The organism is Gymnodinialimonas sp. (genome assembly GCF_059726805.1).
In genome coordinates, this window is the sequence record NZ_AP041059.1 from 3,583,074 (window position 1) to 3,609,200 (window position 26,127).

The 26,127-nt window shown below is 55.8% G+C and carries 19 protein-coding genes and 2 pseudogenes; 10 read left to right on the plus strand and 11 right to left on the minus strand.

Translation table 11 applies throughout. The features are described 5' to 3' along the window. Window positions 1-34: 34 nt before the first annotated feature. The 6 genes from AC6I9R_RS17390 to AC6I9R_RS17415 form a co-directional block, all read right to left on the minus strand. Window positions 35-3,343 carry a hypothetical protein gene (locus tag AC6I9R_RS17390; RefSeq protein ID WP_461427213.1) on the minus strand — a complete coding sequence of 1,103 codons (3,309 nt, stop codon included), beginning with the start codon at window positions 3,341-3,343 and terminating at the stop codon, window positions 35-37. A 1-nt stretch (window position 3,344) separates the two neighbouring features. Beyond that, complete coding sequence (locus AC6I9R_RS17395; RefSeq protein ID WP_461427212.1) at window positions 3,345-6,008, minus strand: penicillin-binding transpeptidase domain-containing protein; 2,664 nt, start codon at window positions 6,006-6,008, stop codon at window positions 3,345-3,347. Between the two features lie 179 nt (window positions 6,009-6,187). Then, a complete protein-coding gene (locus tag AC6I9R_RS17400; protein ID WP_461427211.1) occupies window positions 6,188-7,438 on the minus strand; it encodes a hypothetical protein in 1,251 nt (416 codons plus the stop codon). Window positions 7,439-7,703: 265 nt separating this feature from the next. Then, entirely contained in the window at window positions 7,704-8,498 is a 795-nt protein-coding gene (locus AC6I9R_RS17405) for a hypothetical protein (RefSeq protein WP_461427210.1), read from the minus strand. Beyond that, complete coding sequence (locus AC6I9R_RS17410; RefSeq protein ID WP_461427209.1) at window positions 8,498-11,968, minus strand: hypothetical protein; 3,471 nt, start codon at window positions 11,966-11,968, stop codon at window positions 8,498-8,500. Before AC6I9R_RS17410 ends, AC6I9R_RS17405 begins: the two co-directional genes overlap by 1 nt. Before the next feature lie 478 nt (window positions 11,969-12,446). Further along, complete coding sequence (locus AC6I9R_RS17415; RefSeq protein WP_461427208.1) at window positions 12,447-12,746, minus strand: DDE-type integrase/transposase/recombinase; 300 nt, start codon at window positions 12,744-12,746, stop codon at window positions 12,447-12,449. A gap of 277 nt (window positions 12,747-13,023) precedes the next feature. On the opposite strand from AC6I9R_RS17415, the gene AC6I9R_RS17420 reads away from it, so the two are divergent. From AC6I9R_RS17420 to AC6I9R_RS17445, 6 genes are all read left to right on the plus strand, one after another. Continuing rightward, window positions 13,024-13,812 carry a hypothetical protein gene (locus tag AC6I9R_RS17420; RefSeq protein WP_461427207.1) on the plus strand — a complete coding sequence of 263 codons (789 nt, stop codon included), beginning with the start codon at window positions 13,024-13,026 and terminating at the stop codon, window positions 13,810-13,812. Continuing rightward, window positions 13,781-14,074: a PqqD family protein gene (locus AC6I9R_RS17425; RefSeq protein WP_461427206.1), complete on the plus strand. Its 294-nt coding sequence runs from the start codon at window positions 13,781-13,783 to the stop codon at window positions 14,072-14,074. Before AC6I9R_RS17420 ends, AC6I9R_RS17425 begins: the two co-directional genes overlap by 32 nt. 170 nt (window positions 14,075-14,244) lie before the next feature. Continuing rightward, complete coding sequence (locus AC6I9R_RS17430) at window positions 14,245-16,026, plus strand: asparagine synthase-related protein (RefSeq protein WP_497863114.1); 1,782 nt, start codon at window positions 14,245-14,247, stop codon at window positions 16,024-16,026. A gap of 31 nt (window positions 16,027-16,057) precedes the next feature. Then, entirely contained in the window at window positions 16,058-16,183 is a 126-nt protein-coding gene (locus AC6I9R_RS17435) for a hypothetical protein (RefSeq protein ID WP_461427204.1), read from the plus strand. 416 nt (window positions 16,184-16,599) lie between these two features. Next, complete coding sequence (locus AC6I9R_RS17440) at window positions 16,600-18,156, plus strand: O-linked N-acetylglucosamine transferase, SPINDLY family protein (RefSeq protein ID WP_497863115.1); 1,557 nt, start codon at window positions 16,600-16,602, stop codon at window positions 18,154-18,156. Continuing rightward, the gene (locus tag AC6I9R_RS17445; protein ID WP_461427202.1) at window positions 18,153-19,112 is read left to right on the plus strand and encodes an NAD-dependent epimerase/dehydratase family protein; all 960 of its coding nucleotides are present in this window, start codon (window positions 18,153-18,155) and stop codon (window positions 19,110-19,112) included. The genes AC6I9R_RS17440 and AC6I9R_RS17445 overlap by 4 nt, the downstream gene beginning before the upstream one ends. A 52-nt stretch (window positions 19,113-19,164) precedes the next feature. Here the strand turns inward: AC6I9R_RS17445 and AC6I9R_RS17450 are convergent. Continuing rightward, window positions 19,165-19,441 (minus strand): annotated as a pseudogene (locus AC6I9R_RS17450) (transposase family protein); the annotation flags it as partial. A 539-nt stretch (window positions 19,442-19,980) separates the two neighbouring features. On the opposite strand from AC6I9R_RS17450, the gene AC6I9R_RS17455 reads away from it, so the two are divergent. Together AC6I9R_RS17455 and AC6I9R_RS17460 are read left to right on the plus strand one after the other, a co-directional pair. Continuing rightward, window positions 19,981-20,226: a hypothetical protein gene (locus AC6I9R_RS17455; protein WP_461427201.1), complete on the plus strand. Its 246-nt coding sequence runs from the start codon at window positions 19,981-19,983 to the stop codon at window positions 20,224-20,226. Next, a pseudogene (locus tag AC6I9R_RS17460) lies at window positions 20,219-20,767 on the plus strand (IS3 family transposase); the annotation flags it as partial. The gene AC6I9R_RS17455 and the pseudogene AC6I9R_RS17460, both read left to right, overlap by 8 nt. Window positions 20,768-20,910: 143 nt before the next feature. Here the strand turns inward: AC6I9R_RS17460 and AC6I9R_RS17465 are convergent. Beyond that, the gene (locus AC6I9R_RS17465) at window positions 20,911-21,174 is read right to left on the minus strand and encodes a hypothetical protein (RefSeq protein WP_461427200.1); all 264 of its coding nucleotides are present in this window, start codon (window positions 21,172-21,174) and stop codon (window positions 20,911-20,913) included. 873 nt (window positions 21,175-22,047) lie between these two features. Here AC6I9R_RS17465 and AC6I9R_RS17470 point away from each other — a divergent pair. Then, a complete protein-coding gene (locus tag AC6I9R_RS17470) occupies window positions 22,048-22,329 on the plus strand; it encodes a hypothetical protein (RefSeq protein WP_461427199.1) in 282 nt (93 codons plus the stop codon). 201 nt (window positions 22,330-22,530) lie between these two features. On the opposite strand, the gene AC6I9R_RS17475 is transcribed toward AC6I9R_RS17470, so the two are convergent. The 3 genes from AC6I9R_RS17475 to AC6I9R_RS17485 form a co-directional block, all read right to left on the minus strand. Next, on the minus strand, window positions 22,531-23,229 hold the full coding sequence (locus AC6I9R_RS17475) for a sensor histidine kinase (RefSeq protein ID WP_461427198.1): 699 nt from the start codon (window positions 23,227-23,229) through the stop codon (window positions 22,531-22,533). A gap of 3 nt (window positions 23,230-23,232) precedes the next feature. Continuing rightward, on the minus strand, window positions 23,233-23,838 hold the full coding sequence (locus tag AC6I9R_RS17480) for a hypothetical protein (protein ID WP_461427197.1): 606 nt from the start codon (window positions 23,836-23,838) through the stop codon (window positions 23,233-23,235). Window positions 23,839-23,976: 138 nt separating this feature from the next. Further along, entirely contained in the window at window positions 23,977-24,168 is a 192-nt protein-coding gene (locus AC6I9R_RS17485) for an HGGxSTG domain-containing protein (protein WP_497862970.1), read from the minus strand. 770 nt (window positions 24,169-24,938) lie between these two features. Between AC6I9R_RS17485 and AC6I9R_RS17490 the strand changes: the two genes are divergently transcribed. After that, complete coding sequence (locus tag AC6I9R_RS17490; protein ID WP_461427196.1) at window positions 24,939-25,937, plus strand: Hint domain-containing protein; 999 nt, start codon at window positions 24,939-24,941, stop codon at window positions 25,935-25,937. Window positions 25,938-26,127: the final 190 nt, after the last annotated feature.

A 26,127-nucleotide genomic window follows, 5' to 3' on the forward strand; every position in this document is an offset into this window, starting at 1 on the left:
TTCCACTTCTCGACCTCCAAACGCCGACATCATTCTACTTCAAAGGCACCCAATTAAAACTAACAGTATCCTTTTGCGCTTCAACTACGCGTGCTCCCATCAGAATGGTCAGCGCAGCAGGGATCGCCATGAACAGGTGATGCGATGTGGCCGCCGACAACCACGTCATCGGCTGCCCCATGACTGGAAGCAGCCCCATAGAATTACTCCAGGCTAGGATCCACTGCATCTGATATAGAAGGATCGAGCCCAGCACGAGAACTGCAAGCGCCTTACCCCCCGCTGCCAGCACGGGATCGCGTGGCATCGAGGACAGTGTCCGCACCTCGTCTTCGACTTTGTCAAAGCCCCCCCGCTGCGCAATTGCCATCGGCCATGGAGGCAGGACCAGGCGGTACACCGTGAATAGAGCCAACGCTGTAAACGTAAATTGCACGGCCACCAAAAAAAGCCCCGCGCCAATCCCAAATTCTGCCAGCAGGAACGTTACTGCAAAATCGCTTTCAACGACCGGAATGCAATGCGCTTGCGCGGGCAGCCTGAGGTCAGTAGCGCGGCAGTCCCGTGTCGGTTCGGCCCAGTCGTCGGGCGCGATGGCTTCACAGATTCCCCGTCGCTCAAGGAAACAGGACCCGAACAAAGCGTCACCTGACACGTGGCATTCCATCTGCTCTGTTGCGGCAGGATCAAGGGGGGGGCTTGACGCCGGCCCCGTCTGGCCAAAGACTAGCGCGGGGTGAAAGCCGCAGGGGGCGTGGGCGATTGAGGCCCGCGATCGCATGACCTGAAACCCGAGGTCAGGCAGGTCAACGTTGGCTTCGTACGACTCTGCGGTCGGACCTCCCGGCATAAAAAGATCAACCCAGATCATTAGCCGCTCTTTCACAAGCCGACGCCCAGTCCCGAGCGAGTCCAGCAGTACCTCCATCTGTTCGGTTTCTTCAGCGCTCCATGACCAGCCTGACACGCCAAACGGCTCGACCCGAACGGGCACATCGCGCGAGGCCCACAAAACCGCTGGCAGAGCCAGTGCCAATAAAACAAGTACCGCAATAAAGGGCCGCGATGCATTCGTCCAATTCGCCCAAAACGACGACACCGCTCCGATCCACGCTGCTCTCAACATACCGGGGTACCGCGTCCGCGGACGAAACCTGATCGGCACAAGGGACAAGATGAAATCATCTCCCGCACCTTCGCGCATGATGCGCAGGCCGGTGGCGGTCATCATCAAGGAAATCACAATCAACGACACGCTCACAATGATGATAAGCGGGCTGTAGTCACTCCGCGCAATCGGCACTAGCGGCACAAAAAGGGCCAGACCGACAACAACCGCATAAGCAAGACCACTTAGTCCTGCCCGCTTCTCGTTTAGCTTGCGCTGCGTCACCAGCCACAGCGACAGGATCACTGCAAGACCGACGACGACAACGAACTTACCGAATTCCACTGGCTGGAACCCGTCGAGCCCGTCCTGCGCTCCGATCAGCAGCCATGCTACAAACCCGAGAAGTGTGACGCTAAACAGCCAAAGCAAAGGTGAGAATAGGTTCATCTTGCCGGTGACGTCCGCCCCCAGAGAAATCCGAAACCTTTGAGCCGGGATCACGACCATGACGATCACGAGAAACGGCAACGGCCACAGACCAAAGATCAGGTGCTTTACGAAATACCGTTCTTCACTTGTGTGAAAGCCCCCCGCGCTTAAATGAAACAGCGAAGCCGCGCCAAGGAAAACGATCGCTATGAGTGTGAGCCACAAGCCGCCTGAGAGCCAACTGCCGTCCTGATCCAGCGCCACAAATAGCCCTGCAACAAAAAAGAGCAGCAGATTGCCAATCAGTATTGCCTGCCCGAAGTTTTTGATCTCTAGAGCATCAGCAGAAAAGGGTAGCCAGATCGGTACCAGCAGTAACAACGCAGCGACGACAAAACCTAAGGCAATCGGAATTCCTTCTAGTATTGGTGCCGCCTGCAGACGCCGACGCGTAGCAACGGCGCCAAAAAGAGCAGCACTGCTCACGATCACGAGCCACACAAGCTGTTCTTTAGGATCAAGGTGATGCGTGAAGAAGGACTGGTACAGCCTCTCCATAGGCCGCGGCAGCGCCTCTTCAAAGCTCTCAACCGGCTTGTCCAGGCGCGCTTCAGGACACATGTCGATCCCCTCGGCCTCGGGCGTGCCGCTGGCACAAAAATCGACATCACGCAGGGTGCCGACCCCGTCCTCTGTGACCCGCAGCAGCACGTGCCGCGCCCCCGCATCTCCCTCCAGAACTGCGGCATGATAATGTGTCCGCCCTGCGATAAAGCGCACCACTTCGGCAGCATTTGCCTGATGAGAGTCCCAGGCCTCGTTAAACATGCTCACATCGTTTGTGTAGGTATCCACGTGCAACGGCAGCGCTGTCACTGGCCAATCAAATCGTCGCGCTCCGGCGTGACTGAACACCACCTGCCCGCCTTCTATCCGCCTGAAGGAAACCGCCGCCCCACCTGCGATTTGCGCGACCCTCACATCTGCACGCTCAGTGCCGAGGAACCAGTTAATCGCAATCTCGACCCGCGGATCGGATGAGGGCAGCGCGAACATATTAATCTGCGAGCCTAGGACACAGTCCCGCAATCCGCCCAGTACCGCCACATGCCGCCTTGACGCCTGAAATGCGCTAGTCAACCGTTTCGCTGCCGCGAGCCGTCGCGACCAGCGGTCGAAAAATCCATCCGGTCGCGGCGTGCAGTAGCTCAGGTTGATGTCATTCCGGTTTGCCCAGCCGTTCCCTTGGATCTCATAGTTAGCCACAAGCGCACCGGTCAAAAACGGCTCGTCCGGCGCTACGGGAGTCACGCCAACGTCTTCGGCAAATATCGATACATTAACTGTGTTGTCAGGGCTAACATGCAGCTCTATCACATTCCCTGTAATCGCGATCTGAAGCCGATCCTCCGACTCTATGGCGTTGCCAGGTTCCCGCCATGGAATCGAAACGCGGTCCGATACTCCATTCAGGTTAGCATCTCCGAAAGACAGCCACAGGCGCCGCTGGTCCGTAACCCGCCTCAGCAACACAGCACCACTCACCGGGTCCTGCCGGAAGGCAATGTGATCAAGCGCAGCCGTATCACGGCCCCGCGGTTGGCCAAGCTCCGGCCGCCCGATAACCACTTCGCCCTGCGTCGGAACTTCGATTAGGGTGTCACCGGGCCGCGTGAGATTCGGTGCAACCCGATCTAACTCAGAGATCGTTTCAAAATACCAGAGTAGCAAGATCAGCGTGCCGAATGCGATCACTGCCCCGCGCAGTAACCGCGTTGTCAAGATACGACGCAGTAGTCGCATATCAGGGCATCCCCGCGTTCAGGTCACTTACCAGGTCACCCACAATTCGTGCGCACAAGCCGCTGTCTTGGTTTGTGGGCGCCACGCGGCATGCAATCGAAATACGTTGCGTGATGTTAGAGTTTCCGCCGGGTGCTTCGACATAGCCCACGGTCCATGCAGCCTGCGTTCGCTCCCTGTCAATCACGATCTGGGCGGTGCCCGTCTTAAAATGCGCAAGCCCCTCGTTCAATCCGCCCTGCGCTGCAATCGCAGTGCCCTCCCTGACGGCATTGGCCATACCCTCCCGCAGATGGTTAAGAATCTCGTCGGCAAACCCGCCGCCCCCTTGCCCGGGCAGCAGCGGAACAACAGCGGGCGTTGCGGCTCCCAGGCGGATGCGCAGCTCCAGCGGGACAATGCGGGGCTCAATCACCCGCCCCTCAGCGACCGAGGCCGAAATCGAAGCCATTGCTAGCGGCGTGGCACTCACGGCCTGCCCGATACCGGACAGTGCCAAGTCTAGACGCCGCGGGTTCAGGTCTGCAGGCACATCTCGCACCGCAAGCGTCAAAGGCGAGGGCCGCAATCGCGCAACCGCACTATAATGAGGAGACAGAGCATCAAACACAGACAGCGCCGCTCCTGTGTCAATGTCGCGCCCGAATAGCCGAGCAGCCATCTGCACCATCGCCAGACTATCGGCCGTTTCGCGATGCTCGACCTGGCTACCCGGCAGCAAGAGACTAGAACTGTCCATGTAAAGCGCCAGTCCACCAAAATAGAGGTTGGAGGATCTAGTCATCGCCTCGCAGACACCGCTGCTGTTTCGGCCAAGAGTTTCGCAACGGCCCTGAGCAATCGAGATATACGACGCGTCACCAGCATTTGCGATACAACGCGCAGTGTCGGCACCATTTGACGTCGGCACAGGCAAAACATCACTGCGATTATTCTGCCCAACAGGGCCGTCATGCCTGCATGTTTCGCGGCCGGCCGTCGCGGCCTCAAGATTCGGACTCGCCGCCAGCCCAAGCATCAGCGCGGTACTGCCTTCGCTAATGTTACCAAGTAATAATTCCTCCAGCTGCCTGTCGGACGTGGCCAGCGCCTGCAATGCACCTGCGAGTGATGTCACGATCTTGAATGTCGAACCCGGCGTAGCCGTCCCGTCATGAGCTCGCCATGCACCGGCGGCAAAGGGGCTTCGCGCAGGTGCTGCCGTGTCCAGCGCTATCAGGTCCCACCGCGACAATCCGATGCCCGACCGCGGCAGCGACGCAAATCCCAGAAGCTCACCTGCATCCTCCCCGTCCGCATCCATAACAATCAGGTCAACACGAAGGTCGCCGCAATCTTCGTTCGCGAGGCATGGTACGCGCTCACCGCTGACAACACTCTGTTGAATCAACCGCTGCATTTCCGGTCGAACCGTAAGCGTGAAATCGTCCGGTAGTTCCTGACGGCTCAGCAGCGAGGCGAAAGAGCCTGGGTCGTCGACCCCGAACCCAAGCAAGTCGCCATATCCAAGCCGGAATCCTTCTGCCGTCAGATTGCCGTCTTCATCGAGAATAATCAAACCGTCGATGGCCAATTGGAACGGCGCGCTTCGCCTTGTACCTTCATTTTCGGGGTTCGGGGCCTGGGGTCGCAGCCAGATGATATCGCAGCCAGTTTCAGCCTCACCTTCTGCCGGCAAAGACACACCAGATGGCGCGTCCGAGGTACACGCCAGCCGGATTTGGCCTGAGCCGATCAGGCGTTTGCCCGTCGAGCGCTGCAGAACTCCGGCCTGGATCATCATATCAACCGGAAGCGCACTTGGTCGTGCCTCGAGAGCGAGCGAAAACTCTGCGCCTGCCGGGCCTCTGATAGTCACGCGGTATGCCACGGGCGTCCGATTTCGCGCGCGCGTCGACGCACTAAGCCCCTCACAAAGAGTCTGTATCCCGCTGCGCAGGCTGCACAACCTATCAACCCGCACACGCAGCTCCTGTCCGGCATCATTGAGTAGCACGTCTTCGGTCACATCTCCGGTGTGGACGAACTCGTGTCCGTCGACTATAATCGTCTCGATCTCTGCGATAACCTGCGCCATAAAGGGCCCGGTCCCCAGTTGAGCGTCCGTTGCCAGTTCATGCAACGGAGGGATACCCGAGGCCGTCGCCGGCGAGGAAACCACCCAGTCAGACATCAGTGTCGCAGCGGGGTCCGCCATAAAGACGTAATTGCGCATCGGAATGGCGCTGTCTGGCAGTTCCGCCAATGCCGCGCCGATCCCTGGCAACCGCACGGACCAGTCGGATCGCAAACAATTCGCTGGCGGAAAAAGCGTCCTGACCATGCGCCCGTCGCTGCACTGCACATCCATAGTGTTGCCTGAATTCCGGACGTTGGCTCTGTTGTCCCGCGCCGCAAGCAGCAGCTGTCCGGCGTTAAAAAGGTCGAGTTCAGTACGGACACGCTGCCCCTGATCGGACTGGCAGAATTCGTTAACCATCGCGATCCGCGCATCTTCGGCCGCGCGTAAATCCCCGGGCGTGCCAGCTGGGTCAATCGCTATAGCCAACGTTGCCGCGCTGGCAGGATCTTCGCGCACGATCCTTGTGCAATGCGGGTAGCGGATCGCAAGCTGCGTATTGCTTCGCACTGGCCAGATAATTCCCGCCTCGCGGAATCGCTGCAATAGCTGTGTGTCTAGGTCCGAGACTGCTGGCACAACCGCGTTCTCCATCCAGTGCCGCGTGTCCGAAATCTTACCTATAACCCAGATCGCGCACAGTAAAATTAGCCCGCCAAGACAGACAATCGCCGCAACCGAATAGTATTTCTCCAAAACCCTAAACAAAAAAACCAACCTATCCGTTATGGCAGCGCTAGCAGGAATGGCCCGAGCTTAATAGGGCCCTTTGCTGCGCGCAGCCGTGCAACCAGATCCGGCCCGATCAAGTCCGCGCCGGTGTCTGCTTCGTGCATTGCGTCTGCCAGTCCGATACGCCGGTCGCCGAAATCCACAACCGCAGCTGCGTTTAGCCAATCAACATGATAGCCTTCTTCCGCTGACCATTCCAGCGAATATCTCAGACGTTGGTCAACATCCGGCACCATCAAGTAGCCGAGCGATCCACCGGTCCATGCCGGCCCCAGCTGGACACCGCCTCCGGGGGACGGAGCAAGGCCTGACTTCGCATCTCCGCGGATCTGGTAATCGGTCCAGTCATAGCGATAGGAGCCTTTCCTATCCGACATCCAGACCAGTGACATGGATTTCTCTTGCAGACTGGATTGGCGCAATGTCCGCTCAGGCGTCAACTCGAACCAGACCCGTTTAGCTGGGCGTGCCAGCAAATCGGGCGTAACATCGATCCCGACGATTTCGACTATTTTCTGGTGTTCCGCCTGCACTGGGCGCTTTACATGCAATCGCGAAAACCGCTTGTCGATAACAAGCCTCAATCTCCCCTCCCGCGTATCCCCTTCACCGAAAAAAAGAACCTTCCACTCCGCATCACATAGTTCGGTCGGCCGCACTGGGGTAAACCGCGGGAGCGCTTTACTCCCTTGTCCTAGATACCGATCAATCTTGAATGGAAACTCCGGGTTCTTTGACTTGTCTGCTCGCACAGAAAGGAAACACGAGTAAGAGTGTGGAAAGCCCAGGTCCAGCTCAATCGGACACAGAACGCTGTCCCCCTGGCCGCGCAGAGCAAACCCGACAACCGACTGACCTGAATAGAGTGCACCGGGCTCGCCGTTCAGGAGCACAGGTTCAGTGCGCGACGCTCGCGCTGCACCGTCAATCTGCAACGTCAAGGAGCCAACCGGCACAGAATTAGGGCGTGGCGCGAAGACATGTTCGCCCAGAAAAAGAGACACTGTCTCTTTCGGCAGCGCGGCAGATCCAATACACCGAACACTAATCCCCTTTTCCGGATCAAAAAGACCTTTCAGGTTGTCTTGGAGATGCGCGAGAAGCCTCGTCTCCAGTCCGTCGTGCAACTGCCCATCAAACGGCCCGTCAACGGCACTGGCGCAAATCAGCGAATCCTGCGCAACCTGCCATTGCTGCATACCGGAACGTTCCGCAACCATCTCAGTGCGGGTGTAGTGCCGCATAGCGTGGGCAATGGCGTATCTGTCAGTTCTGCGTCTCCCGCGTGCACCAACCCAGAAGTCAGTCTTAAACCAGCGTTTCAACAAGTTGCCAGTCTCGGGCTCTTGCGGCCCCGAGAACCGATACGTCGCGACCTCCTGAAAAATCTTCGGTCGCCAGATTTCAGAGTCATTCGCGTTTCCGGCAATGCCTGTCAGCTGAACATACGATTTCTTCGGTCGATCAGGCCGTGACACGCGGAACCATTTCATGACTGTGAAGCCCTCATCACCAGAAACTATTCATTGTGAGAACGAGCGGCCGCTGCTGAAGCGCGCCATCAACTCTCCAGCCCGGTGCAACGCAATCTACGACAAGCCCGCTGAGCGGCGCGTCCAGATTGTTTCGTGCATTGCTCCAAACAGAGCGCACGGCCTCGATGCCGCGCAGACCATCGACGTCATCGGCAGTCTGTTCAACGGTCGGTACAGCAACAGACATCGGCCATGCCAATGCGACTGTCACGCCCTCGCGATCAAGCAGATAGCTGACCAGTTGCACAGCTATAGCGTACACAGGGGCAGCCGGATCATGCGGATTATAGGCCTGCATTCTCAAATGCATACGAAACATGTAGTTCAGCTCGCCATTCACAAGCGCCGCCTGCGCGCGATCCTCGTCAGCGATCCAGGTTCTGAGCGTTCGCACCAGACGTTCGTGCCTGTCCTGCGAGGTCGCCTTCCCACCAACAAACCGGGCGTCAGGCGGTGCCGCCTTCGCCATCGTATCTGCAACAACGGTCATAAAGCCGCTCCAGTCTGCGGTCTCTTCAGGCGCAACCGCCTCGTGCCTAGTCAGGTTTGCGCGGATGACATCAACAATATCATTGGGCAGCTTGCCGTCTTCACCCCATCCAGCAAGTTCGCCAAACACACTGCGAAGCTTGGAATTCTGAGCGTTGAGTTCATCAATGCGCCGCTCGCCCGCTCGGGCCCGTCGGCGCCAGACATAGGCAAGCACGGCACACAGCACCAGCGCCGCGCATGCTACAATAGCGAGATACAGCTCGATCGACGTCACCATCACCTGTCCCCCGGCCTGTTCGGCCCGATAAAGTGCGACACCGTTCCGAACTTGTATAACACTCCGCCAAAACGCTTTTCAGTCTGGACCACGAGATTTTCGTGGCTATTGGCAGGTAGCTCTTGAGCGCTCTCATAAATATCAAGCCCAAACATGTCGAACAGCCCCTGGATTTCCGCCAGCGTTATTGCGCTGCCTTCACCCTTCTTGTGCAATCCGGGCTTGGCAAGCGCCAGCTTGAGGTGGCCTTGCGACTTGATTTCAAACTCGTCTCCATCCCCTATCAGACGAGTTCGCTGATCATCGAGGTAGGTCACTTCCATAATCGGCAGGATTCTGTATCCCTGATCGTTGGATCGCGGGATTGCATCTTCCGAAATCACGGCCACCGTATAAATCTGATCTTCGGTCAAAGTCAGCGCGCTTTGCGGGAACGCGCGCGCGCCATGAACAACAACTTCTTTCATTTCATTCGGTTCGAAGGGCTGGGGTGACCGCACATTGCCGCCGCCCAATGAAGAGATAGTATCCAAGACCGCCTGATAGATCGGCGGCCACAAGGCAGTTCGACCCGTAATCACCCATTCGACATCGCGAACGCTAAGGCGTTCTGCCTCTCTTGCCATCATGGCCGGAATACCGACGCCGAGTAGCCGTGCGACCATCGCAGGGTTGCGCGGTGACGGTCGTTTCCATTGCTCGGCATTCTCCGTGTTCACATCATTGTGCGCCAATAGGATGTCGCGCGGGATACGAAGCACAAAGTGACGAGCTTCCGCGTCGTAAACAACATGCGGGGCATCATGAGCGGCCTGTCGGGGTTTGTGGCGGCTCGCGGAGCCGACCTGCGGTGGCAGCAGAATGCCCCTAAGACTCACATTTAGGCTTTGCGGAAGCAAGCTTCCCTCCCAGCGGTAGGGTCCGGGTCTCGTGGCGCTTCGCACGGCATCGCAAAGACTGATTTTTGCATTCTGTATCGCCCGATCAAGCGCGTCGCTGAGGCGGATTTCAGAGCGCGCATAGTCGTCATCTAGCCGCAGGCCGTTAGGGTCGGTCGGGTCCAACTCAGCGTCGAGAGCCTGCAGCGCGATCGACCGCAGCGCGTCGTCCAAGTTATGTCCACCGACACGCTCACCGAAATGAGATTTCACTTCCCAACTCTTTGCAATACCGGCAGAGCCCCAGTCGACGGAGACAATGATCGCGTCAAACGTGCTTGCGCCGATGTCGATGACCGCAAGGTTCGTCGTGCGACCAGCATAGCTTTTGCGGACCTCTTCCGCCACACCCGCATAAATACAGTAGTGCGCTGCCGCGAGAGCCTCCGACACAAAGATCGGCTCACACTTCTCTTCAGCATTACCTTCGGCGATCAGTTGCCGAAAGAAATGTCGGCCTGCATCCTTGAATTCCCGCAATAGTTTCTTGTCGAGTCGCGTGGGATGCGTGATCACCAGATCAAGATTGGAGGCATTCAGTTCATTGAATTCCTTGTAGGTATCGACTCCGCTGGTGCTCACACCACCCAAATACACCTCATCGTGCCCAAGGTCCTTGGACAGAAGCATGGCGCGGGGGATAAGATACACCGCAATTTCGTCAAAAACGTCCCGCAGCAACACATAAAGGTCAATCTCAGAGACCAGGCTCAAACCGTCCTTGGTATGCGCAAATACTTCAGGCGACATCGGCATTTTGCCTTTAGAAAGTAATCGCCTCTTCAGGTCGTTGACAAATGGCAGCTGCTGCTCATGTGCGCCAACCTTCGGCCCCGGCAACGACACGTCGTAGGTTCGGTCAAAATGCGTAAGTCTGTTGCGTATCGCGTCTTCGCTGCCCCCCAGCCGGTCTAAGGTCCCAAGCGACAAGGGATCGGCCTGATTGCGCAGTCCGATATGCGACGAAAGACCAATATCCATAGGCAAAAGCGCGTTCTTTCCAGGAGTGTCCTGATTGTAGTCCGCGAACGGCTGCCCCGCTAGCGAATAGACAAAGTCTCCCAGCGGGACTGTGCCCGATCGCCCAAGCCCGTTTGCACGTCCAAAAGAAAAAGTCGTCGCAGACGCCCCAAGGTCGAGACAGGCCGAAAACTCCTTGGCTATGTCGGGTGCCAGCACCGGAACCGTAATGCGACCACTGTAGGCCTTTTTCGGGTGCACCCCATTTTCAGTGCTTGCCGAAATATCGAAACGCAGTTCCATACCGTTGCGAGCTTCTTTCAGGTCTGCCTTCAAGAGCAGCTCATCTAACCCGAAATCGAAATGGAGCGGGTCAAGCGGTGCTGCCCTCAAAAAAGACTTCTCGACCGCAACTTTCTGCGCCTCTGGGATATCGGCTGCATCGGCAAAGCCGATCGCGGCATGCACGGTCACAGCAGGCATCTCGTGTCGATAGAGCCAGATTGCCAGTCTTACACGCTGCTCTGCAGAGTCACCGTTATCTGCCCGAATTTGAAACGACTGTTCCGAGCGCACCGCCTCAAGGATGTCGCCGGGGAGCATAATGGGCGTCAGCACCTCTTTCGGACCGCTGGGAGACACCGTTGTGCACCCTTCCAGCTGCACCTGAAGGATGTCGCTCTCCTTCTGTATCAATTCAATGCGCTGATCCGCAGCCAAACGTGAAGACGCCTGCCCACCGACCCCGTTGACGCCATCTTCTATCCTCCACTGAAGCCGAAGTACCACACGCCCATCAGTATCCGGACTGAGTTCCGTCATTTTGGCGCGCGCCTCAAACACGTACTCACTGCGCGGCTTCAACTGTATTATTGTTGGCGACGGCGATGTCCGGCTTTTATTGTTGGGAACGACCTCCACGGAAACGTTTTGCGGCTGACTTCCAGTCATCCCTTTCACGTCGTTCGTGCGCGTTAGAAACGCGTCAACGCTCAATTCAGGAACGTTGCGGGTCGGCCCGGTCGGCCCCGAAACCGCATATTGAAGGGGGCTTTCTGGGATCGTGACCTTTAGAAACCCAAGGCTCTTATCTCCACCCCTTAAGATATCCAACTGGTTAACGCGCGTATCTGGCGGTTCAATCGCTTCAAAAACCGGAGCCGGCAATACGGTTGTTACAAAAGACGGAGACGCAAGCCTGAAATCAATGTCGACCGGCGCTCCTTCGTCGCCAAAGGAGATTTGGGTAGCAACATCCAACACACGCGGATTTCGCAACAACTGATCGATCTGTGCATCGGTCAGCGTCACATTCGACCGCAACTTAAGCTCACACTGTTGTCCCGGCTCAATTACTGTTGCGTACCTCTCGCTTCCCCGCGGATCCACCAGTATCGCACTAAGCCACTCGTATCCCTCAACTTTTTTATTGACGGTCACCGTCGCGGCAGGACCTTCGGACGGCGCTTTCAAATTGGCGACCAGGCTGATAGCATCGCGATCAACAAAAACAGCCTCAGCACCCACCGGCGTGAGTTCTTTTATGCTCGGGACCAAGGCGATGGATTTCATGGCAACTCGACACTTATTCTCTAAAATTTAGCCAACGCGACAACAACACGATTCTCTTTGCAACAGCAATCGATGAACCGAGTCCGAACAATTATTTCAAAAATCACTTCCTCTTACTTCCCCCCGACTTTCCTCTATCATTCAAGGCCCGGCTGAGTTACGCTTTGGCCTCTGGATAGGATCCGGCGTAGTGTGGGCTTCTCTTTTGCTCAGACTGATCGTGTTGGGTTTCTTCTTTTCCCAGCAAATGGACCACAGATCTTGGTTTGACGCAGAAGGCGGACCGTCAGCGCTTTTGACTGTAGAACTCAAACCAAGTTCCGACACTAGCTTCGGGCCCTGATCATTTCTCCCAAGCAAGCAGGTAGACACGTTCCTATTCCAGGCTGCGCCTTAAGGGTTCCATGAAGATGTTGTCGAGGAACCGCCCTTTTCCGTCCATCGAGATGCCTACACTGGAGCACCGCAGACGATCGGTCTAGGCGAACGACGTGGACTTGGAGCCTTGATCGGTGTTCATGACCTCGGTCGGGCCGAAACGGTGGATCGCTTTGTTCAGCGCCTTGCCGTAAAAGTCGGCCTCTATCGTCTTGGATATCCGCCAGGTCGGGACCTTGCGGGTGTGCAAGTCCATGATGGCGACCAGGTAAAGGAAGCCACGTCGCATCGGCAGATAGCCACCGCAAAGGCCGCGCCACTCGACGAGAGCAGCGGTGCGGCTACTCTTGAAATTGTCGAGCCTGTCGATGCCTTGAGGGAGGCAGGTGTTGCGAAGCATCTGTCCCCCAAAATCACATGCCCAAAGGGCGCTTGCCTCCACCGAACATCTCTTTAGGAGTCTGCTGGCATCAATGCATTGAGCTTCCATGACCCGCACAGCCAGAATCGGCGACCCGCCTCAGTTTTCCTATCGGTCATGGGGTCTTACGATCCTATCGGACCTCGAATGCCCCGAGTTGCCCGCTGCAGACGTGTCTGCCCCAGATAGGTTACGGCAGACGCCTGATGTTCATATTGAGGTAGGGCCGCCGCCAAGACCCATGGAGACTCCGCTATTGGATGATGGGTTTAGCCTAGCCGCCCCTGACCAGTATCAGTTGCGACTTCCGGACGTCGGCGATTTTGCCGTGACCAATGGGCAAAGGATCATCGTTGCGCCGCGACCCGGTTGCCGCGACGAACTCGCGCGGCTGTATCTCTGTTCGCAGTGTTTTGGCGCACTGTTTCTACAAAGACGCCAGCTCGTCTTGCACGCCAGCGCCATCGAAACAAGCAAGGGCGCTCTGATCTTCCTCGGGCCGTCCGGGGCGGGCAAATCCACGCTGGCGGCGGGGTTCGCGAACCAGGGCTACAAACTCCTGTCCGAGGACATGTGCGTGCTGAGGCGTGCGTCCAGCGGCGGATTTGAAGTGTTGCCGGGTCCCATGCAACTTCGCCTGTGGCGGGGTTCGGCAGAGCTTTTGGGGTACGATCCAAACGATATGCAGAAGGTTTGGCACCTCGAAGATAAGCTCTATGCGGTACTGCCACCTGAAGCCGACGCTCAACCTGTCCCTGTCGGCGGGCTCTACCTGCTTGGTGTCGGAGGGGTACAAGCCGTCACGCGGGCTCGGAAGTCAAAACCGGAACAGATCGCGGCTTTGCTCACTAATGTGTTCCGTGGCGAGTATGCGGCCGCGCTCGGGGCGAGGCCTGCGTTGCTTGAGGCAGCCGCGGCGCTTCTGAACGGCACCGAGGTGTTTGGTTTGTCACGGCCCGCGAAAGGGTTCACAGTGCAAGAGCAAATCGCGTTTCTCCAAAAGGTTCACGGCCATGAGCACCCCTGCCCACAAGATTTCCGTTGAAACGGTCGTCGCGCGCAAAGGCGACATTGTTGTCGCACCGTTGGGCGATGAAATCGTCACCATGAGTATGGCGACGGACAGTTACAACGTCATCAACCCGGTCGGCACCGATATCTGGCGCCTGCTTGAAGAGCCAATGTCGGTCGCCGCAATCTGCGCCGCGTTGCAAGAAGACTACGAGATTGATGACGAAACATGCTTGGAAGACACCTGTGCCTTCGTAGAGCGCCTTATCGAAGAGTCGATGATCATCGTGGTTTGATGTGTGCCGTTCGACCCAGGGATGACGACATGGCAACCATTGGCAATTGGAAGGCGCTGTAACCCGGAATGGGCGGGCTCTTTGGGATAATTGCGAAAGACGCATCTGCGATGGATCCAGATGCTCTCTCGGCCATGTCGGGGGTGATGGACCTTTGGGCGCATGTGGGAATGCACCACGCCAAAGCGGACCGCGCGCTCCTGGGCTTTGTACAGATGAAAACGGATGCCGCGCCAAGAGCCCCGAGTTACCCAACCCGGTTGGAGCCGCAGTCAGACGCTTGGATCGTAGCCGACGCCCGGCTCGACAATAGAGGCGAGCTTTGTGAACAGCTCGGGCTAGAGGCTGGCCGCCGGGACACGCTGACGAATGAGACGCTCATTCTGATGGCCTACCAGAAATGGGGAACGGCCTGTGCAGACCGGCTTCTTGGGGCATTTGCGTTCATCATTTGCGACACAGTGCGGGGACGGATCTTCTGTTGCCGCGATCACATGGGGTTTCGACCGTTCTTTTACCACAATGGTCCGGATGCCTTCGTCTTTGCCTCAGATCTCGAAGCGGTCTTGGCATGCCCCCTGGTGCCAAAGCGACGAAACATGCCCCTCGTAGCCGCTTTTCTGCAAGAGGACACGTATTACGCCGAGAAACGGCAAACGTTCTGGCAGGACATCGTCAAGATACCGCCCGCCCATCATGTGACGGTGCAGGGCAGCACAGAGGCGCTGGTACGGCATTGGTCACTGGACGACGTGGCACCCGTCCGGATGGCGCGCCATGCGGACTATGTTGACGCCCTGTCTGATATCCTGGGCAATGCCGTTGCCTGCCGACTGTCAGACGCCTTGCCTATGGGCTGTCACATCAGCGGCGGGCTGGATTCTTCGGTCGTGGCTGGCATCGCAACCGGTATTCTCGCCCCCCAGGGCCGGTCTTTGGCCGGATACTCCTGGTCTCCCGACCCAAAGACGCTGCGCGGCACAGAGCACGAGCTGATCGACCTTTTGTGCAATCACCTTTCGATAAAGTGCAACTACATCGACCTGACGCCCGAGCATTTCGCCGCGTGCTACAGCAAGGACTTCACGCGCGTTCCCCAAGAGATGATGCTGCGTGAATCGCTGGTGCAGGACCAAGCCATTGCAGATGGGACCCAGGTGATCCTGTCCGGTTGGGGCGGGGACGAATGCATCACCGGGCACGGTTGGGGGCTTGAGGCCGAACTCCTCCTGTCGGGCAAGCTTCCAACCCTTTGGTCCGAATTCATGGCGAGCAAACGGGCCAGCGCGGCTCGATTTCCGCGGACCTGGTATCAAATTTTGGGAAGGCTTTGGCGCACCATCAGTCTTCCGATGCTCCCTGACGGTGCCGCACGGTGGATCATGGGAACCACGCTTTCAAAGAATGCCATGTGTTTCCTGCAACCAGACATCATCCAACGCTATGCTGCCGATATGGAAGCGATGCGGGGCCGCACGCTGCGCCCAAGGCCCGGTGTCCAACGCAACCAATGGACATGGCTCGACAACGGCCACCTGACCCGAAGGATTGAGGCCTGGGCGATTAACGGCGCGCGTAGGGGCGTAGACTATCGCTATCCGTTGCTGGATCGGCGGGTGCTTGAGTTTGGGCTTGGCCTACCCGGGACTCAGTTCATCCGGAACGGAAAGAAACGTGCCATCATGCGGGATGTTGCGCGCCAGGTCACACCGCCGGAGTTGGTGACAAGAATATCCAAGATCGAGACCGCCGCGTTCGAGACGATCGAACACGCGTATGACGCCGGGGCCAAACAGATGGTTGCAACCTTTCTGGGCAAGAACGACCTAGAAAACATTCATGAAGTCATTGACTTGGAAGCGGTTGAAGCTGCGGCGAGGACTGAGAGCCTTGATCCGCGGTCCGCGGATAGTATCGCCATAACAATTGCGACCGCATTGACGCTGTGCTAGCAAAAACCATCACTAAATCGAGGTCGCTACGATGGAAAAGAAACTGAACAGTCAAAAGACTTGGCAAAAGCCTGCGATGGAGAAGATCGACATCAAAGATACGGCTGCCGGGTTCGCTGCTCCTGCCCCAGAGGGTGGCGCCTGCGTTCCTTCTTGAGGCGCGTTGGGCTGGCTGTTTTGTTGGTGGTATTGCCGCAGACCAACTAGAAATTCAGAGCTATACGTGCCGGTGAGCCGGTTTTCGAACGGGAATGGATGGACACGATGGAAAAGAAACAGAACGGTCAAAAGACTTGGCAAAAGCCTGCGATGGAGAAAATCGACATCAAAGATACGGCTGCCGGGCCCTTTCTTGTTAATCCAGAGACTGGCGCCTGTAGGCCGTCTTGAGGCTCGTTTGGCTGGCTGTACCTTTGGCGTCTTTGCCGCAGTTTAGCTGAAATTTCAAAGCGATACGTGCCGGTGGGTCGGTTCTCGAATGGGAATGTTTTGAAGGTGGACAGCAGTACACTTTCCACACTTTTCCAGCAGGCAGAGGCGCTTATCTCGGCACCAAGAGACCCTCGTCTGAGCGTGCTCTCATTAGGACTCTACCAACGGGCGCTTCACTTGGCGCCCGACGTACATGAAACCTACCTTCGGATGGCCCGAGCCCATGCGCGGCTTGGGCAGACAGACGAAGCGCTGGCATGTTGTGACCAGCTTCTGAGCCGGGACCCCGGGTGTCTTGCCGCACATTTTGCCGCTTGCATGATCCAATGCCCAATCCTCTACCGCGCCGATACGCAGATGCTCTGGCGACGGCACGCTTACGGGGTTGCATTGGCCAATCTCGAAGCGCGTTTGCGTGACGCGCCCGATAAAGAAGTGGCCCAGATCGCCCCTTGGGTTGGACGGTTCACGCCGTTCTATTTGATCTACCAGGGGCTCGATTGCACGGATCTCCAACGCGTCTATGGCCGAATACTGTGCCGCATTATGGCGGCGCGCTATCCGGATTGGTCCTGGGACCGTGCGCCACAGCGTCCGCCAAGCGATGGCCCCATTCGTATCGCCATCGCCTCAGCGACGTTTCGCAATCACTCGGTTTGGAAAATGGTGATGAAAGGGTGGCTGCGCACGTTGGACCCGGACAAGTTTCAGCTGTTTGGCTTCTCGTTCTCGGACCTGGAAGACGCGGAAACAGCCCAAGCGCGGGCCTCCATGACATCCTTTGTCACAGGGGCGCGTTCGGTCGAAAATTGGGCTAAGGAAATCTATGCCGTCCGGCCGCATATCCTTTTGTACCCGGAAGTGAGTATGAACCAAACCGCCATTAAACTGTCGGCTCTGCGCATCGCGCCGGTGCAATGCACAACGTGGGCGACCTATGTGACCAGTGGGTTGCCCACAATGGACTATTTTCTCAGCGGGGATGCGATGGAGGTCCCTGACGCCCAAGATCACTATAGCGAACAGCTGATACGCCTTCCGGGCCTTTCGGTGATGTTTGAGCCACCAACCGTCCAGCCAAACACCCTCGCCCGCGAAGACTTGTCCTTGCGCCCTGGAGCGGTCGTCTACCTCTGCATTCAATCCTTGTTTAAGTATCTGCCTTTCTACGATCACCTCATTGCGCGGATTGCGGAAGAAACTGGCGATTGCCAGTTCGTATTCCTCGCGGATAAGGCGGCGCATACCGTTACCCAAGCCTTCGAAAATAGACTGCGCACTGCATTTGAGGCGAAGGGACTTGTCTACACAGATCACGTTGTCGTGCTGCCCACCCTATCTGACGCGGGATTTCACAGATTGCTTCAACTCGGCGACGTCTTCCTGGACAGCATCGGCGTCGGTGGAAGCACCACGACGTTTGAGGCCTTGGCCCATGACGCACCGATTGTAACCTGCCCCGTCGAGACGCTATGCAGTCGCGTGTCTGCCGCCGCCCTCACCCGGATGGGTTTGTCCGAAACGATCGCGCGCGATCCGGACCACTTTGTTGACCTTGCCGTCGGATTGGGCAGATCGCCCCATGACAGGGATCGGATCCGAAAGCGCACAAGGGCGGCCAAATCGAGCGTTTTTTCTGACCGGAAGGTTGGGGCGAGCTTGCAAGAAGCCCTTCGGTCAATGGTCGAACGCCCGTGACCGAGACCCTCGCCGGAAAACCAGTTTTGGTCACGGGCGCAAGTGGGTTCCTTGGCGGCCATCTTTGCCGCGCTTTGGCAAACCTTGGCGCCGACGTCACGGGACTTGGCCGGCGCCCCTGCAAGCCCGAGACGTATGAATATCTCGCCCTGCCCTTCGACGCCCGTGAGTTTGAAGAATTTCTCGCCTCCCGAAGGTTCGACTATGTCTTTCACTTGGCGGGCTGGCCCTATGCGACGCAATCGGTGACGCAACCAGGTTTGGATTTTGAAAGCAACTATCTGGCCACGGCTCAACTCTTCCGCGCACTGCAGAGATCGGGCTTTGCGGGCGCTCTGGTATACGTCTCGTCTGGCGCAGTCTACGGCGAGATGGGTCCTACGCCATTCTCCGAACACGATGTGCCACGCCCAATGTCGCCATACGCGCAGAGTAAACTCCGCGCAGAACAACTCTTGCGAAGCCCGCCGAGACCCTTCCGTTTCAGAAGCGCCGTAGCACGTCTGTTTTCAGTCTATGGCCCGGGTCAGACGAAACAGGTCATTTACGATGTAATGTGCAAAGCGAGCCAAGCTGGCGAAACGATTGATCTCTTGGGCTCCGGAAAAGAAGTGCGCGACTTTCTGTATGTCGACGACGCTATCCGCGGTCTCCTGACGCTGGCGAACCACGCGAGTGAGGACACGCCGGTGTTCAACATTTGCTCTGGGCACGGTGTCGCGATCGAGGTTGTTGCGGCAAGGGTCCTCAATGCTATGGGATCAAGTCATGTGTCCGCCGTCTTCAGGGGTCAGAACCGAGAAGGCGAAGCCGCGTCTCTCATCGGCGACTGCAACAGGTTGAAGACGGTCGGTTTCTTGCCCGAGACTTCGTTTGGCGAGGGCCTTCAGAAAACCGCTGAATGGTTTTCGGAGTGCTGTCAGACGAATTTGAACCAATCTCAGCTACGACAGTGAGGCTGTCTGTTTCCAATACCTCACCTTCATGGTCCACCGTACACCACAATTAATGAAATTCTCCTCTGATTTTCACGATTACCTCGTCCAGGTGCCAACGCCATCGGCTCGATTTCAGCCCTACGATCCGCCGTTTCTTGATTTCAAACGCAAACATCGAATCGAAGCCATCAGTTTCGGACGCTCTCGTAGCTCACATCGGCACCACGCTCATGCAGCAGATCTTCGACGTTCCGAAACGACAGTGGAAAACGAACGTGCTTAATCACTGCAAGACGGATGATCACGGGACTGGTTTTGAAGTACTTGAAAAGGGGGCGTTTGGTCAGTTCTCAACGCTATGAGATCGCCCTGCTCCGCTCAATCGAAGCTCTTTTGACAATGCCCCGCACGGAACCCACGACTCCATTCTTCCTTGTTAATTCCCTGTAACCGCGAGAGTCGCACCGCGATCAATGGCCAACTGAGACGAAGCGGGTTGGGGCCGCATTCATGGCCAAGGCGGTGCGTCTCAGCCGATGAATAGCCGTGAAGCAGCTTTGATTACGCGGGATAATCACGACACAAACGGTCATCGCAAAGTGAGACCCGGGTCGCTGGCGGAGGAGGTGTCCGCCGCTCTTACTTAACAAAATATTGATAATACTTATGATTTAGAATCCAAATAAAAAACGTACCACACTTAATACCACTTAACCTTCTAGAAGGGCGGGAAACATACGTAATTGGGCTGACCCTGCACTGTGGTCGAGCTCCCGATAGACTCACAGGATAGCTGTGAACAAGGGAGACAGATCATGGAATACTATGTTGGACTAGACGTGTCACTTCGGTCGTGCGCGCTTTGCATTGTCGATGGGAAGGGAAGGTGCACCTGGAACGCGAGTTGCCGTGCGAAGTTGATGACATCGCTGATTGCCTCGCCCACTTCGGCCAATCTATTGAACGGGTCGAGTTCGAGGCAGGTGCATTGAGCCAACACTTGTTCTTCGGCATGCAGGAGAAGGGCTTCGACGTCGTCTGTTTGGAAGCCAGGCAGGTCAGCGCGGCGTTGTCAGCCATGCGGAACAAGACTGACAAAACGGATGCAAAGGGTATAGCGCATGACCGTTAGCAACCACGCCTTCAACACTGCGCCGAACCTGCTGAACCGGGACTTCCATGCGGACGGGCTCGATCAGAAATGGGCCGGAAACACTAGCTATGTTTGGACACGAGAAGGCTGGCTGTACTTGGCTGTGATCCTGGAACTGCATTCCCGTCGCGTTGTCGGCTGGGCCTTCAGCAATCGGATGCAACGCGACCTGGCGATCCGAGCATTGGAAATGGCGATTGCCTTCCGTGTGCCACCCAAAGGCTGCATGCAACACACCGCTCGTGGCGGCCAATACTGTGCGCACGATTACCGGAAGCTAATGCGCCAGCATGGCTTCCAGGTATCGATGAGCGGCAAGGGGACTTATTACGATAACTCTGCCGTCGAGACCTTCTTCACAACGATCAAGGCAGAGCTGATCTGGCGAAGGTCCTGGCACACGCGCAAGGAGGCACAATAGGCTACCTTCCAATACATCAACGGCTTTTACAAGCCGCGCCGACGGCACTCAGCACTCCGCTGGAAAAGCCCAGCCGCCTTGGAATGGAAAGTAGCCTAAACGAGCAAATGGGGCGGCACTAAGACGAGACAGGTCCATGTCCAAACTCGGCGAGATTTTAGTGCGAGACAATCTTGCTCGCTACTGGCCCAATGGTGATAATCCTTGGTACAACTGACCAAATCTACACCATCCGTTGTGGCTCAGTTTGCCCGTAAGAGATGTATATAGTCGTCCAAACGGACAACGTTGTTTTTTATCCTTCTGTGCCTTGGATCTTGGAGCATTCTCTCCACTAGGAGCGATTCAACTTCTCGCTTTGCCATCCCGCTATCGGCGCTAAGAGCAACCACGAAATCATCGAAATTCCGCAGCGCCTCCGAGGCTTCCTTAGGCTCGCCATCAAGCAAAACGTCGGCCACGACATCCAATACAAGACTGGAAATACCCACTTTGTCCTCCTTCATCCTTATCTGTCGGCAGTCAGGGTTGAACCGCTTTGGTTAACAAATCGCTAACCAGAATGAAGACTCGTCAGAGCAACGTGAACCTATGCATCACCGCGCCCATTGTGAGATGTGGGCTCATTTCGCTGAGCGCGCTGCTTTCGCGCAAAAGCCTTCAGACGCTCTTGCTCGGTTAGAATAAGACGCTCCAAGGCACGCCCTGTATGCACGTACCCTAGGTCTCTGGCAGTTTGGGCTGCGCAGGTAAGCTTGGCTAAGTGATCTGTTAAATGTGGCATGACGTTCCTTTCCCCTGTTAGGTCTTGGATCGCTAATCTTCGTTAACAAAGAGTTAAGGTCTATCTTACGTAAGCGAATTCTAGCCGATATCTGGTGCTTTTTTGTGCAGACACCCCAACCAGTTCTATTGACGTTACGTCACACATCTTGGACACACTTCAGGTGAATTAGGCCTGGATTATGCCGCTCGAATTCTCAATGATTAGCAAATTTGGTAGTTTTGACATGTCTGCTTCGAGCATCTCTAAAGCTACTCTCCGACGCGCCATTGAAGTGAGTCGAGAGGCCTGCCTAAGCGTCTTGGAGGCTGTGGTCTACGGCAGGCCCCACGACAAAACGGTGCGTCTATCCTCAAGTTCTTTTGGACCTCACCCAAAGCACGAACCGCGTAAGGCAGCGCGCGAAGGAATTATCCTTTGCGATCAAACAAGCGAGCAACATGAAGAGACCTACGAGGGGCATAGATGAGAACCTTCGAACACTCAGGTTGCGCAATGAGGAATCTCGCTAACCGAATCCTGGCAACCGCTTGGGGCGGGTGGACTCTCTGAAATCTTCCTGTGAGGCTAAGGGCAGATCATCGGGGATGCGGACATGAGTGAAGTTGAGAGGCTACGCAAAGCAATTGACGCGTCAAACGCGAAAATAAGCGCTGAGCGGTTGGTGACGAAACTAATCCTCCAAACCATGCTGGCAAGAATAGCAAGGATGGATGTTGATCCTGAGCAACACATCATGACGTTGATTGCTCCGATAGTTGAGGGGATTGATGGTTCGGAGCCGAAAGACGACTTGCAGAAGATAGTCTTTTCACATGCAACGGAATTCGCACAGGAGATTGAGGCTGCGGCTATTGCCCAACTCAAGGTGACATGACTTCGGCTCAAAAGAGTATTCGGATCGGTGCATTTGGCTCAAATCCCCCGTCACTTGGGGAAGAGACCGCGCAGTTGAGTGGCCCACAGCCCCTGTGACACTTTTGACATTGCTGTCCCAATTGTCCTTCTAAACTGTTCGTCACAGACTGAACCAAACCCTTCGATTAGAGCCCAGGTCTTCCTGCACGTGAGGAAAGCATCAAGTCTGTAGCGGAAAGATGAGTGACACGGATGTTCCAGATTTCGTGCCATCGATTTCCATCTTTCCTCCACTTTCCGTGGCGAACCCACTCACCATGGAAAGTCTAAGGCCAGTGCCTTTCCCAGGTTCCTTTGTGGTGAAGAACGGGTCCGAGACGTTACCAAGAATTTCAGGAAGAATGCCTGATCCTGTATCAAACATGTTGAAGATAGCATACTTTCCATTGCGCAGCACACTTTCACTTACGTTTGTCGGAGACTCCATTGTGTTGCTTATCGCTAGACTAACAACAATGGTGCCATTGGTTTCGATGGCATCTACTGAGTTCTTCAAGAGGTTCAGAAGCGCAGCCGACAGCTGACGATGATCGACTTCAATCATCACCGGGAACGGTAATATGGTGACTTCAAGTTGTATGCGTTCGGGAACCATCGTTCGGCCAAGGGCTGCCAATGCCTCCAATGCGTCATTGGCATCCATCTTGCGAGATTTTGAAGGTGCCTTGCCGGCGTAGATCAGTAGCTGTTCAATGACGCCCTCGGCACGCTCAGCGGCAAGTAGAGCTTCTGACATCACCTCCCGCCGCTCGCTTGCCTCATGGATCTCGTTGAACAACTCCAAATTTCCTTTGATTACCGTGAGTGCGTTGTTGAAATCATGAGCGACGCCACCTGCCAGCTTCCTAATAGCCGACATTTTCTATTCTTGTGCAAGAATGGCGGAAGCTTGAATGATTTCAAGGCGCCTATGATGGGCGCCGAGCATCGTTACCGAGATGAAAATGACGGCAAACACAGTGACCATCACGACGCCCGCTTGAACAATCGGATCTTCGCTTCTTTCGATGCATGTATATGAGATGTAGGTGAGCGAAGCTGCAAAAACGGTGATTTGTGTGACGACAAGCCACTTGGACCGGTCAGCCCGCCGAACGTGATACATTGCCGTAATTACAAAAACCATCATTCCGATCAGCATCAGACTCGGATCTTCGCCTGCGGCCAACGCAGTAGGTAACCACAAAAAAGAGATTTGCACTGCGATGAAGAGTGCACTACCGACAAGCGCATCACGCTGAGTTGCAACGTTCTTGCGCAGTGTAAGAAATGGCCACTGTACGGCGTGGACCCCTGCAAAGAGCATAGCCCAAAGAACGGTGGCAAACCATCCCGTATATAGGTGGAGAAGAAGCGCGCCCAATGGGACACAAAGTCCGCGCAATAGAATGTCAACTGGATCGCCGTACTTAGCCTGATACAATTCTTCCAGTTCTTCACACGGATCGATCAAGTCTTCGGAATGCACGTTTGTTGCAGCGTTGTTATACTCGTTGGTAGCGAGGTATGCACTTCAATCGTCGGTAAGCAAGATATTTCAAAAGGAGTTGGATCGTTCATTGATTTTCACCATTCTTTCGGCGCGCCACCTCTCCCAACGCTTTTGCTAGGCAAAGGAGATCAGGTTGCGCGCCCCTTGCGTCCTGGGGCAGGTGCTAAGGGCACCGTGAAGCCTACAACGCTTGCGCCCAGGTTCACTTTTTTCCCGGCAAGTGTGCCCCGCCCAAGTCTTGGCCCCGCACACTTTCCAGGGCTTCTCATCATCCACTTTTCGGTAGCTACGATGAGCAACAAGCACTCCCTTATCACATTGCCCTAATTGGACCCATAGATACTGACGTCAGACAAGCTCCGATTTTCGACGGGCCCACTAACACGACTGGTCAGCAGGAAATCAAACGGTAGAAAAAGAGAGACCCGGACCTGCTGCATCGTACGCGCCACGCACGAACGAAAGAAACTCTGCCTTGCAGCAGAGTTACTTTTGTTTTTGGCGAGGAATCAGAATTACCTGAAGCGTGGGTGCTGCTGACCTAACCCGATGCATTCATGACGACACCCGTTGCCACGGGAGCCCGAACAACTTCACACCGTCCGACGTCTACTTCGGCCGCGACAAAGCCATTCTACAACAAAGAGGAAGGATCGAACGAGAGACGCTTGAAGCGCAACGCTTGCATCACCGCAAACACGCCGCATAGTCAAACCAAACATATGAGCCGAACTCCCAACCAGTTTAGGCCGCTTTTGGACCCCAAAACCCTGACGACGGACACTGTAGATAGGTACTTAGTTATGGCTCGTAGCGAGTGGCGACGGCGGCTGCATTTCATTATTGGATAGTCGCACGGCAGATTCTGTTCCGCCAAACTCCACTTGATCACCGCGAGCCGCCGGTCAAGGGGCTCTCATCTAGATGTTTATTCTCTCATATTTCAGAGCCATCTTCCGCGCGTTTCTCTCAAATTTTGTTGGAATTTGGAGATAAAATCTCACTCTCTTTAACGTTAATGATTTCTTGGATTTGGCAAATTATGGCTTGGTCGACACAACCAACTTGGTGACCACATGCCGACCAGTTTCACAGACCAATTTTTCACGTTTGATCCTGCAGACCCACCGGATCCAGGAACAGTTGTAACTGCCCAACAATTCACCCTCACCGACCAAAATGATGATGGTGACATTGATGAGTTTGACGATGATGCAGTCGCAGGTCTAGATGTCACGGCTTCTTGGCCCGGGGATACCGTTACAATCTCCGTTCCTGGGGTTGGCGACGTAACGTACGTGGGCACGACAATCTACATCAGTGATGGCAGTATCATTTTCACTCCAACGGATGGACAAGTACTATCTGAAGGGGAATTCGTTTCCTCGACGTATGTGTTGACCCAAGGGCCACTCCTGACTAACCAACTTGGTCCACCATGTTTCCTTCCTGGAACTCTAATTTCCACTCCAGTTGGTTCGAGGAAAATTGAAGATCTCCGTGTTGGTGATCTTGTTTGTACACCCGGCGGTGGCGCCAAACCGATTGCCTTTGTTCGGCATCGCAGGGTCTCAACACTGCATTTGCGCAACAACCCGAGGCATGCCCCGATTAGAATACCGAGAGGGGCGTTCTCCCATACCTCCAAAAACGGGGACTTACTTGTCTCACCGCAGCACCGGATGCTGATCCGGTCAAAAATTGTCCAGAGAATGTATGGTACCCAGGAGATCCTTGCGCCAGCAGCGCAGTTAATCGGTTTCAAGGGAATACACCGCGTGGAAGCAAAAAATCCGTTCTCCTACACACACTTGCTGCTTAGTGAACATTCGATAATTGAAGCAAATGGAATCAGAACGGAAAGTCTCTTCTTGGGCCGAAGCGCTCTTGCTGACCTTAGTCGTTCAGAAATGAGAAGCATAAGGAAGACGCTCAAGTCGTCGGAAATCTTTGCTATGAAACCTGCCAGGGTCTTCGCCAATGGTAAAAAATTGAAGCAACTTCTGCTGCGGCATCAGAAGAATGGAACGTTGCTTTGCGAAGAACCCCAGCAAAAAATGCCGAACGTTGCGTAGGTTGGTATGCATTCAGGGTTGTCTCGGAGAACTGCGGTTTGGCACGAGTGATCCGAGCCTTTGTATGGATAAGGCCAGGTGCCTTCTCTATCCTCGCAACGCAATTAGTTTTCCCGTCGCACTTCGCGCCAGCAGCACTTATTTTATCGATCCACTTGTTGTTTCGCCCGTCGTTCAAACCTTCGAAAGC

What these genes read in the sequence shown, in the direction of transcription:
- AC6I9R_RS17415 (WP_461427208.1), bottom strand. Translation starts at nt 12,746, where the DNA reads ATGCTTCGCAACACCTGCCTCCCTCAAGGCATCGACAGGCTCGACAAT.
- AC6I9R_RS17430 (WP_497863114.1), top strand. Translation starts at nt 14,245, where the DNA reads ATGCACCACGCCAAAGCGGACCGCGCGCTCCTGGGCTTTGTACAGATG.
- AC6I9R_RS17405 (WP_461427210.1), bottom strand. Translation starts at nt 8,498, where the DNA reads ATGGTGACGTCGATCGAGCTGTATCTCGCTATTGTAGCATGCGCGGCG.
- AC6I9R_RS17390 (WP_461427213.1), bottom strand. Translation starts at nt 3,343, where the DNA reads ATGCGACTACTGCGTCGTATCTTGACAACGCGGTTACTGCGCGGGGCA.
- AC6I9R_RS17475 (WP_461427198.1), bottom strand. Translation starts at nt 23,229, where the DNA reads ATGTCGGCTATTAGGAAGCTGGCAGGTGGCGTCGCTCATGATTTCAAC.
- AC6I9R_RS17465 (WP_461427200.1), bottom strand. Translation starts at nt 21,174, where the DNA reads ATGAAGGAGGACAAAGTGGGTATTTCCAGTCTTGTATTGGATGTCGTG.
- AC6I9R_RS17490 (WP_461427196.1), top strand. Translation starts at nt 24,939, where the DNA reads ATGCCGACCAGTTTCACAGACCAATTTTTCACGTTTGATCCTGCAGAC.
- AC6I9R_RS17410 (WP_461427209.1), bottom strand. Translation starts at nt 11,968, where the DNA reads ATGAAATCCATCGCCTTGGTCCCGAGCATAAAAGAACTCACGCCGGTG.
- AC6I9R_RS17435 (WP_461427204.1), top strand. Translation starts at nt 16,058, where the DNA reads ATGGAAAAGAAACTGAACAGTCAAAAGACTTGGCAAAAGCCTGCGATG.
- AC6I9R_RS17400 (WP_461427211.1), bottom strand. Translation starts at nt 7,438, where the DNA reads ATGCGGCACTACACCCGCACTGAGATGGTTGCGGAACGTTCCGGTATG.
- AC6I9R_RS17425 (WP_461427206.1), top strand. Translation starts at nt 13,781, where the DNA reads ATGAGCACCCCTGCCCACAAGATTTCCGTTGAAACGGTCGTCGCGCGC.
- AC6I9R_RS17470 (WP_461427199.1), top strand. Translation starts at nt 22,048, where the DNA reads ATGAGTGAAGTTGAGAGGCTACGCAAAGCAATTGACGCGTCAAACGCG.